At 70.2% G+C, this 9,469-nt stretch carries 8 protein-coding genes; 6 read left to right on the forward strand and 2 right to left on the reverse strand.

All coding sequences use genetic code 11. The annotated features are described in order from the left end of the window. From A9O63_RS16255 to A9O63_RS16270, 4 genes are all read left to right on the forward strand, one after another. A partial coding sequence (locus A9O63_RS16255) for a flagellar basal body rod C-terminal domain-containing protein (protein WP_328585911.1) occupies positions 1-724 on the forward strand: 724 nt, incomplete at its 5' end. Positions 725-731: 7 nt separating this feature from the next. Then, the gene (flgL, locus tag A9O63_RS16260; RefSeq protein ID WP_069332876.1) at positions 732-1,961 is read left to right on the forward strand and encodes a flagellar hook-associated protein FlgL; all 1,230 of its coding nucleotides are present in this window, start codon (positions 732-734) and stop codon (positions 1,959-1,961) included. A gap of 33 nt (positions 1,962-1,994) precedes the next feature. Next, entirely contained in the window at positions 1,995-2,765 is a 771-nt protein-coding gene (locus tag A9O63_RS16265) for a transglycosylase SLT domain-containing protein (RefSeq protein WP_069332877.1), read from the forward strand. Between the two features lie 155 nt (positions 2,766-2,920). Beyond that, positions 2,921-4,021, forward strand: a complete 1,101-nt coding sequence (locus A9O63_RS16270) for a sigma-54 interaction domain-containing protein (RefSeq protein ID WP_069332878.1) — start codon at positions 2,921-2,923, stop codon at positions 4,019-4,021. A 30-nt stretch (positions 4,022-4,051) separates the two neighbouring features. Here the strand turns inward: A9O63_RS16270 and fliD are convergent, their stop codons facing one another. Next, a complete protein-coding gene (gene fliD, locus A9O63_RS16275) occupies positions 4,052-5,707 on the reverse strand; it encodes a flagellar filament capping protein FliD (RefSeq protein ID WP_069332879.1) in 1,656 nt (551 codons plus the stop codon). Between the two features lie 216 nt (positions 5,708-5,923). On the opposite strand from fliD, the gene A9O63_RS16280 reads away from it, so the two are divergent. Both A9O63_RS16280 and rpoN read left to right on the forward strand, forming a co-directional pair. Next, the gene (locus tag A9O63_RS16280; protein ID WP_069332880.1) at positions 5,924-7,405 is read left to right on the forward strand and encodes a flagellin N-terminal helical domain-containing protein; all 1,482 of its coding nucleotides are present in this window, start codon (positions 5,924-5,926) and stop codon (positions 7,403-7,405) included. A gap of 193 nt (positions 7,406-7,598) precedes the next feature. Continuing rightward, positions 7,599-8,915 carry an RNA polymerase factor sigma-54 gene (rpoN, locus tag A9O63_RS16285; protein WP_069332881.1) on the forward strand — a complete coding sequence of 439 codons (1,317 nt, stop codon included), beginning with the start codon at positions 7,599-7,601 and terminating at the stop codon, positions 8,913-8,915. Positions 8,916-8,921: 6 nt separating this feature from the next. On the opposite strand, the gene A9O63_RS16290 is transcribed toward rpoN, so the two are convergent. Beyond that, on the reverse strand, positions 8,922-9,469 hold a 548-nt coding region (locus A9O63_RS16290), incomplete at its 5' end, for a hypothetical protein (RefSeq protein ID WP_069332882.1).

Consider the following 9,469-nt stretch of genomic DNA (forward strand, 5'->3'; position numbering starts at 1 on the left):
CGCCGAAGGCGTCTCGGTGGCGGTGTCGGAGGGCGCGCTCGTCCTCACCTCCACCACCGGCGCACCCGTCGCGGCCTCGGCCGAGGCGCAGGCGCTCGCGGGCCAGCGTCTGACCCTCACCGATCTGCCGGACGAGGATCTGATCGTCGTCATGACCGGCACGGGCACGCTCCGGCTCGCAGGAGCGCTCGAGGAAGCCCCTCCGAGCCCCACACCGGCCGCGGTCGAGCTGCGGGTGATCGATGCGGCCAGCCGGCAGGTCGAGCTCTTCGACACGGCGACCGGCCATTCCATCGGCAGCCGCACACTCGGCGCGGACGGGTCCGTGACCGTGGGCGGGTTCCGCATCACGCTGACGGGCACGCTCGCCACCGGCGACCGGTTCACCCTGACGCCCGCCACCGGCAGCTCGGGCGGCGGCGAGATCCTCGACCGGCTGATGGCGCTGGCCTCGGGCGATCCCGCCACCGGCCAGGGCGGCTATGGGGCCGATTACATGCAGCTCCAGACCCGGATCGGCACACAGGCCAAGGCAGCCGCCGGGCGCGTCTCCTCGACCGCGGCGGCGCTCGAGGTGGCCGAACGCGCCTCTGCGGCGGCGAGCGCGGTCAATCTCGACGAGGAAGCCGCCCGGCTCATCGAGCAGCAGCAGGCCTATCAGGCCTCCTCGCAGGTCTTCTCGGTGGCGCAAACCCTGTTCGAAACCCTCCTGAACGCGCTGTGAGGCGGCCATGACCCTCGGAACCACCCTCTTCGCCACGCTTGCCAGCCGCAACTTCTCGCGCCTCCAGACCGAGATCGGCACATTGCAGGCCCGCATCGCCTCGGAGGTGCGCGATCCGCGCCCGTCCGCCGATCCCACCCGCGCGGTGCAGCTTTCGGCCGCGAAGGAAATGGAAGCCACGCTCGGCCGCTACGGCGCGAATGCTGCCTCGGCCGCGGACCGGCTGGCCCATGCCGACGTGGCGCTGGGCGAGGTCGCGGCCCGGATGCGCGAACTCAAGGATGTCGTCCTGCAGGCGGGAAACCCGACGCTCTCCGATGAGGGCCGCGCCGGTCTGCGGATCGTGGCCGAGTCTGCCCGCGAGGCGCTCTTCGCGCTGGCCAACCGCAAGGATGCGATGGGGCAGGGCCTCTTTGCGGGCTATGCCGCGGGCCCGGCCTTCGTGAAGGAGGGCGACACGGTCCGCTTTGCGGGGAACGACGGGCAGCCCACGGCCCAGCTCTCCGAGACCCTGCGCGTGGCCACGAGCCTCGGCGGCGCCGAGGTCTTCATGGCGGTGCCGACCGAGACGGGGGCGCGCAGCCTCTTCGATCTGGCCGACGATCTGGTGGCGAGCCTGTCGGTGCCGCTGGCACATGCCAGCCCGCAGCGCAGCGCGGAAGATACGGCGCGGCTCTCTCTGGCCGCCCCTCCGGCCCCGGCCACGGTGCGCTTCACCCTGACGGGCCCGGCGGGCTCGGCCGAGATCGAGCAGCGGCTGCCGGGCTCGGCCCTTGCCGCCATCAATGCGGCCTCGGCCGTGACCGGCGTCACCGCCACGGAGGAACCGGACGGGACGCTTGTCCTCGGGGCCGTGGGCCGCATCTCGGTCTCGGAGATGAGCCGCAGCGACGACCCGCGCGATGTGCTCGCAACCTTCACCAGCGCGGAGGACGAGGGCGGCTGGATCATGCCCGCGCGGTTCGACGCGGCCTCGCTGACCGATGCCTTCGATGCCGCCGTGAGCCACATGGCCGAGCAGCGCGCCCGCGCCGGCGCGCTCGCCGCCTCGGTCGACACGCAGGCGGATGCGATCAAGACCCGGCAGACCCGGATAGCCACCGCCATCGGCGGGCTCGAGGATCTCGACGTGGCCGAGGCGGTCACGCGGCTGCAGCAGCTTCTCCTGACGCAGGAGGCGGCGCAGCAGACCTATGTCAAGATCGCCAACCGCAGCCTGTTCGATTACCTGCGCTAGGGCCGGATGGCACGGCCCTTGCCCGCGACGGGCATGAGGTTCGCGCTCGTCCTGATCCTGACGCTTCTGGCCGCCCCTGCTGTCGCGGCGGCCGAAAGCTGCGAGACGCTCGCGGCCCGGGCCGGTGCCGAGGCAGGCGTGCCCGAGGGGCTGATGGCGGCCATTGCCCGCGTGGAATCGGGCCGGGGCGGGCGCGCCTGGCCCTGGACGCTGAACCAGGGCGGGCGCGGCATGGTCTTCGAGACCCGGGCCGAGGCGGTGCGGATGCTCGAGGCGACGGTGGCTTCGGGCGTGTCGAACATCGACGTGGGCTGCATGCAGCTCAACTGGCGCTGGCATGCGCCGGCCTTTTCCTCGGCCGACGAGATGATCGATCCGGTGCGCAACCCCCGCCATGCGGCGCGCTTCCTGCGCGAACTCCGCGCCCGCCTCGGCTCGTGGGAGGCGGCGACGGCGGCCTATCATTCGGCCGACCGCGGGCGCGGCGCGGCCTATCTCGCCAAGGTCGAGGCCGAGCGCGGCGGATCGCGCCCGGCCGGGGCTGCGGCGGACCTGCCCGACGAGGCGACCCTTGCCGCCGCGCGGGTGCAGGGCCTCCTCGTGCTGGCCCCGCAGCCGATGGTGAGCCTCGGCGAGACGCAGGGAGGGCTGCCCCGGGCGGTCTTCGCCATCCCCTCGCGCGGGCCTCTGGAGCTTCCCGCAGCCGCGCCGGACCTCCTCGACGAGGCGGAACTTCCGCACCGCCTCCGCGCCCGGTTCCGCGCGGTCGAGTCCTTCCGCGACCTGCTTGCGATGCAGCCATGAGGCGAATACCTGTCCAAAAGGATAGTGTCCATGTCTCTCGGTCGTGACCCCTGCTTTTGCACTTTCGGACAGGCCATTGATGCAGTTGCAGCATCGGCACCGGTGGACGATCTTCATCACCAGTTAACCAATGTTCCGAAGTATGGCCCCGCCGCATGACCAGTCACTTCTCGCCCGAGGGAGCCCGCTCCCGCCCGCTGCCCCCTCCCGCCGGCCTCATCAATCGGGTGATCCCGGGCGAGTCGGTGTCGATCTGCCGGGTGAAGCAACTGATCGCCGCGGTTGCCGTCAGCGATGCGCCTGTCCTCGTGCGCGGAGCGACCGGCACCGGCAAGGAACTGGCCGCCGAGGCGCTGCACCGGGCCTCGGGCCGCGGCGGGGCGCTGATCGCGGTCAACTGCGCCGCCATTCCGGCGGATCTTCTCGAATCCGAGCTGTTCGGCCATGAGAAGGGCGCCTTTACCGGCGCCGACCGGCAGCGGATCGGCCGGATCGAGATGGCCCACGGCGGCACGCTCTTTCTCGACGAGATCGGGGACATGCCGCTGGCGCTGCAGGCCAAGCTGCTCCGCGTCCTCGAAAGCCGCCGCATCTGCCGCGTGGGGGGCACCAGCGAGATCGAGGTCGACTTCCGCCTTATCACGGCCACGCACCGCAACCTCGATGCGCAGGTGACGGCGGGCGGTTTCCGCTGCGATCTCTACTACCGCATCAACGTCTTTCCGCTCGAACTGCCCGACCTGCGCGAGCGCGCCTCGGACATTCCGCTGATCCTCGCGCGGATGCTCGAGGATCAGCTGGCGCGGGATCCGGCGCTGGATCTGCCGCATTTCGATGCGAGCGCGCTGCGGGCGCTCGCCGCGCATCCCTGGCCGGGCAATGTGCGCGAATTGCGCAACGTGCTCGCGCGCGCCATCGTGCTCTTTCCGGGCCGGATCGTGACGGCGCGCCATGTGCGCGAGAACCTTCTGCAGCTCGCCATGCCCGACCCCGAGGGACCCGCGGGCGAGCAACCGGCCGCCGCGCCGCAGGCGCAGGGGCTGCCCGAACCGAGCCAGTTCTACGACATGCTCGAGGGGCGGGCCGACCTCGACCTGCGCGGCTATCTGCGCGACATCGAGGTGGCGCTGATCGAGGCCGCTCTGGCGAAGCGCGATGGCTGCGTGAGCCGTGCGGCCGACGCGCTGCGCCTGCGCCGCACGACGCTGATCGAGAAGATGAAGAAGTTCGGCATCATGCGGTGCAGCGCGGCCTGAGCGCCGCCCACCCTGCCGGACGGGTCCGCCTCAGCTGTCCTTGTTCCAGGACTTGACGAGATTCTCGAGATAGGTCCCCGTGCTCTTCATCCGCGAGACCGCCTGTTCCATCGCCGTGAACTGCGCCAGATAACGGCTCTCGAGCTTCGTCGCTCGCAGGTCGAGCGCCTCGATCACTTCGGCCTGCTCCGCGGCCAGCTTGCCGATCTGATCCTCCCGTTTCGCGATGCTGCCCTCCGCCTCGGTCGCCCCGTCGAGCAGCGACTGGAGCTGCGAGGCAAAGCTGCGCCCGAAGCGGAGGGTGGCATCGCTGACATCGTCCCGGGCGGTGACGATCAGCCCCGCCATGTCGCCCGCAAGAACGATGTATTTGCTGGTGCCGTCGGTGCCCGGCAGGCCGAAGGTCGCGGCGCCGGCCACCGTCACAGCGCCGGTGCCGGGATCGCGTCGGAAGGCATAGTCCCCCGAGGCCGCCTTCGAGGTCGGCGCGCCTGCGACCGTCACCCCGTCGGTGCGCGAGGAGAAGCTGTCGGTGAACATCGCATCGAAGAGTTCGGGCCGCGCCGAGAAAGCCTTCTGGAAGGCCTTTTCGTCGAACGAGAGCGAGCCGTCGCGGTTGGTCGAGACCCCGAGCTGCGAGAGGTAGACGGGTTTCTCGCCATGCCCGGTCAGGGGCCCGGAGAGGAGCGAGGAGAACTGCCGTTTCAACGCCTCGACGGTGCTGTCGCCCACCAGATCGCCTGCGGCCGAGCCGTCGATCGAGCGCACCGTCACATCGCGCATGATCTTCAGCGACGCATTCAGCTCCTCGACCAGATAGGCCATGGCCGCCTCGGCCAGCGCGCTGTCGCGGCTGATCGACAGGGCCGCGGGGCCCGAGGTCTTGCCCGACACGGTGATCGTGGCACCCGGAACCAGATCGGTGATCTCGTTCGAGCCGCGGGCGACGGTGATCCCGTCGACGGTGAGCAGCGCATCCGTCGCGGACTGCACCTGAGCGTCGAGGTTGGTGGCCGTCGTGTCGAAGCGCGCCAGCCCGTTGCCCGCCGTGGCCTCGCTCACCGTGAAGCGCAGGGCGCTGCCCGCGCCGGGTTCGGACACGACGCCGAGCGAAAAGGTCCCGTCCCCCTTGTCGAGCACGCGCGCCACCACGCCCGGAATGTCGCTCAAGGCGGTGGCCAGATCCTGCAGCGTGGCGCCGGCGCCCACATCGATCGAGGAGCTGGCGAGGGCGGGGTTCTGCGCGAAGCTCGTGGCTTCCTCCGATCCTTCGGGCGCATACCAGACGCCGAAATCGATGGTGATCCTGCCCGCGCCAAGGGCGGCATCCGCCGCCGGAAAGCCGCCGAACTCCAGCACCTGCCGCTGGGCCACCTGCAGAACCTCGATCTCGGTGACCTGTTCGGACACGAGCGCGCGGTCGGTGACGCTGATCGAGAGGGCCGAGCTGGAGCTCGTGGCCTTGAGGACGGAGGATTGCGTGACGGTTCCGATGGCCTCGGTCAGCGACTGGAACTGCGCGCGCACCTTGCCCAGGGCGGAGATCGAGACCTCGGTCGCCTCGATCTTCTTCTCGGCGGCCGTGCGCTTTGCCGCCGTGTCCGCCGTGACGAGGCTCTTCGCCAGCTCGCGGATGTTCAGGCCCGAGCCCGATGCTCCGAGGGCGTTCAGCCAGTCCGTCGCCATGGGATGCTCCTTGCGCTCTACCCCCGGACTAACGGCGCGCGCCCGCGGGGCTTTAGCCCGCCCCTGCAAGAAAGATGCAAGCCCGCAGGCCGGTTTCCGGACGGCGCCTCCGTCCGCCGCGGATTTTTGGGACGGGCGCTAAAAGTTTTTCCGGCCGGCCGTTGAAGGGGACAGAGCGCCGCGAGGCGAGCGACGCGAGATCAGGAGGGTCAACCCATGACGACGATCAACACGAACATCGGTGCCATCGCGGCTCAGGCCAACATGTCCAAGGTGAACGACCAGTTCAACACGGCCATGACGCGCCTCTCCACCGGTCTGCGCATCAACGCGGCCAAGGACGACGCGGCCGGCATGGCCATCGGCGAGAAGATGACCGCTCAGGTCATGGGTCTCAATCAGGCGATCCGGAACGCCCAGGACGGCAAGAACCTCGTGGACACGACCGAAGGCGCGCACGTCGAGGTCTCGTCGATGCTCCAGCGTCTGCGCGAACTGGCCGTGCAATCCTCGAACGACACCAACACCGCCGCCGACCGCGGATCGCTCGCGGCCGAGGGCAAGCAGCTGATCGCCGAGATCAACCGCGTGGCGGAATCGACGACCTTCAACGGCATGAAGGTGCTCGACGGGTCCTTCACCGGCAAGCAGCTCCAGATCGGCGCCGACTCGGGCCAGACCATGGCCATCAACGTGGACAGCGCCGCCGCCACCGACATCGGCGCCCACAAGATCTCCAGCGCCTCCACGGTCGTGGCCGACGCGGCCCTCACCGACACGACGATCGCCGCCGCCACCGACATCACGATCACGGGCTTTGCCGGCAGCGACAAGATCACGACCGCGGCGGGCGACTCCGCGCGCACGCTGGCCGAATCCATCAACAAGAAGACCTCGAGCACCGGCGTCGAGGCCACCGCTACCACCAAGGCGCAGCTCTCGGGCTTCACCAAGGGTGACACGGTGAGCTTCAAGATCGGCACCGCCGATGGCAACGAGGTCTCGATCGGGGACGTGAGCATTACCGACGCGTCCGATGTCCGCGGCCTGCGCGACGCGATCAACGCAGTCTCGGGCCAGACCGGCATCACCGCCGCCATGGCCAAGGACGACAACAGCAAGATCGTTCTCACCGACGCGAACGGCGATGACATCATGCTGACGAGCGTCTCCTCCACCACGACCGACTTCAAGGTCACCGCGCTGAAATCCGATGGCACCGCCACCGCGACCAACGTGGACATCGGCTTCGGGACGAACAAGAGCGCCGGCGTGACCGGGCAGGTGGACCTCGTCTCGACCAAGTCCTTCTCGGTTGCGGCCACCGTCTCCGGCGGCGCAACGGCGCACTTCGCCAATGCGAACGAGGGGTCGGAACTCAGCTCGGTGGCCGAGATCGATCTGTCCACCGCCGAAGGCGCATCCGCCGCGATCGGCGTCATCGACGTGGCCCTGTCGAAGATCAGCCAGTCGCGCTCGGAACTGGGTGCGGTCTCGAACCGCCTCGACTCGACCATCTCGAACCTGACCAACATCTCGACCAGCGTGCAGGCCGCCAAGTCGCAGGTGATGGACGCCGACTTCGCGGCGGAATCGACGAACCTCGCCCGCTCGCAGATCCTGAGCCAGGCCTCGACGGCGATGCTGGCGCAGGCGAACTCCTCGAAACAGAACGTCCTGAGTCTGCTCCGCGGCTGACGGAAAACCGACGGCACCGCATCGGCCCTCCGCCCGCGCACGGGCGGAGGGCTTTCGCGCCAAGCGATTTGCCGCCGCGGCGGCAGATCCCGTGTCGACCCTCCGTCATTTTACCCCTGTCAAACTGAAATTTTGCCCGGCCGGCCGATCTCCGCCACTCTCTCCCTGCGACAGGGTTGGGATGACGCCGGGAATGCAGCTTTATACCGCACAGAGCTTCGCACAGCGCCAGTCGCTCGTGGTGACGGCACAGCTCCAGCAGGCCATCTGCCTGCTGCAGATGCCGAATGCCGAACTCTCCTCCTTCATCGAGAGCCAGTCCGAGGAAAACCCTTTCATCGAACTGCGACTGCCGCCGGCGCCGGTGCCGCAGGCACCTCTCGGCAAGACCGCGCCGGAGGACTGGGACCGTGTGGCGGGGCTGGCCGCCGATCCGGGGCCGTCGCTTTACGTCCATGTCGCGGCCGAGATCGCGCGTCTGGGGCTCGACGCCCCGCAAGCGGCGGCCGCCCAGATCTTTCTCGATGCGCTCGAGCCTTGGGGCTGGCTCGGTCGTCCGCTGGAGGAGCTTGCCTTCCGCGCGGGCCTGTCGCTCGAGGCGGCAGAGGCGCTCCTCGCGCGGCTGCAGAAGATCGAGCCCGCAGGCCTCTTCGCGCGCACGCTCGCCGAATGTCTCAGGCTTCAGGCGGAAGAGCAGGGGCTGCTCACCCCGCTGTTCGCGGCCGTCCTCGCGCATCTGCCGCTGCTGGCTGCGGCCGATCTCAAGGGCTTGTGCCGCGCATGCGGCTGCGGGATGGAAGATCTGAAGGCCGTGTTGCGCAGCCTCCGCGGCCTCAATCCCAAGCCGGGCGCGCTGTTCGACCCGGCCCCTCCGCCCCAGCGGCCGCCGGATCTGGTGGTCAGCCGCGGCGCCGAGGGCTGGCGGGTGGATCTGAACCGCTCGACGCTGCCCGCCGTCGTGGTGCGCTCGGATGCGGCGGAGGGCTTCGCCCGGACGGCCGCGCCCTATGTGGGCGAGCGGCTGTCGGTCGCGCGCTGGCTTGCGAGGGCCGTCGAGCACCGCAACCAGACCACGCTCAAGATCGGCGCCGAGGTGGTCCGTCGCCAGCGCGGTTTCCTCGAGGAGGGGCCGGCGCGCATGGCGCCCATGACGCTGCGCGAGGTGGCCGATGCGGTGGGCGTGCACGAAAGCACCGTCAGCCGGGTGAGTTCGGGACTGATGATCGCCACGCCGCAGGGCACCTTTCCGCTGAAGTCGTTTTTCACCGCAGCCCTCGCCGCGCGTGAGGGCGACACGGCGGGATCGGCCGCCGCCGTCCGGCACCGCGTCCGCCAGCTCGTGCAGGCGGAATCGCCCGACGATCCGCTGAGCGACGATGCGATCGCAAGGATCATTTCCGACGAGGGCGTGACGCTCGCCCGGCGCACGGTCGCCAAATATCGCGAGCAGCTGAACATTCCCTCGTCGGTGCAGCGCCGCCGTCAGGCCATCGTCACCGGCGCGCTCTGAACCGTCTCAGGCCGAGGCCGGCGCGGGCAGGGGCAGGGCGCGCGCGAACAGAAAGCGCGCCTGCGGCTCGAGCCTCCGCCAGGCGGCATGGGCCTCGGCTTCGCTGCCCGCGGCCAGAGTTGCCACGGGCAGGAGGCCCCGCAGCCTGCGGTCCGCCCGCACATAGGCCGGGCCCGCGCGCCCCACATGCACGGCGGCCAGCAGATAAACGCCGGCCGCAAGCCAGGGCGCAACCGCGAAGGCCAGCGCCACCGCCGCGGCCAGAGCGGCCGCAAGCCCCCAGAGCCGCATCTGCAGGAGCCAGAGCGGGGTGGCGAGCCAGGCGAGCGTGACCCCCGACAGCGGCTGGAGATCGTAGGTCGCGTCCGGCCCCGCCAGCACCTCCCAGTTCCGCAGCCCCTCGGGGTGAAGTCGCGGGCCCTCGGGCAGCAGGGGCGCGGGCACCGTCTCCCACCGGCCGAGGCCCGGGGTTGCGGCCAGCAGGGTGAAGTCGGCCTCGCCCCGCCGGAACCCGAGCGCCAGGGGCCTGCCCGCGGCGAAGCGCTCCGCCAGGG

It is taken from the genome of Cereibacter johrii (assembly GCF_001720585.1).
Lineage (GTDB): Bacteria > Pseudomonadota > Alphaproteobacteria > Rhodobacterales > Rhodobacteraceae > Cereibacter_A > Cereibacter_A johrii.

Bases quoted from the DNA above. Each gene is read 5' to 3' on its own strand.
- flgL (WP_069332876.1), top strand. From the start codon at position 732: ATGACCCTCGGAACCACCCTCTTCGCCACGCTTGCCAGCCGCAACTTC.
- A9O63_RS16265 (WP_069332877.1), top strand. From the start codon at position 1,995: ATGAGGTTCGCGCTCGTCCTGATCCTGACGCTTCTGGCCGCCCCTGCT.
- A9O63_RS16270 (WP_069332878.1), top strand. From the start codon at position 2,921: ATGACCAGTCACTTCTCGCCCGAGGGAGCCCGCTCCCGCCCGCTGCCC.
- fliD (WP_069332879.1), bottom strand. From the start codon at position 5,707: ATGGCGACGGACTGGCTGAACGCCCTCGGAGCATCGGGCTCGGGCCTG.
- A9O63_RS16280 (WP_069332880.1), top strand. From the start codon at position 5,924: ATGACGACGATCAACACGAACATCGGTGCCATCGCGGCTCAGGCCAAC.
- rpoN (WP_069332881.1), top strand. From the start codon at position 7,599: ATGCAGCTTTATACCGCACAGAGCTTCGCACAGCGCCAGTCGCTCGTG.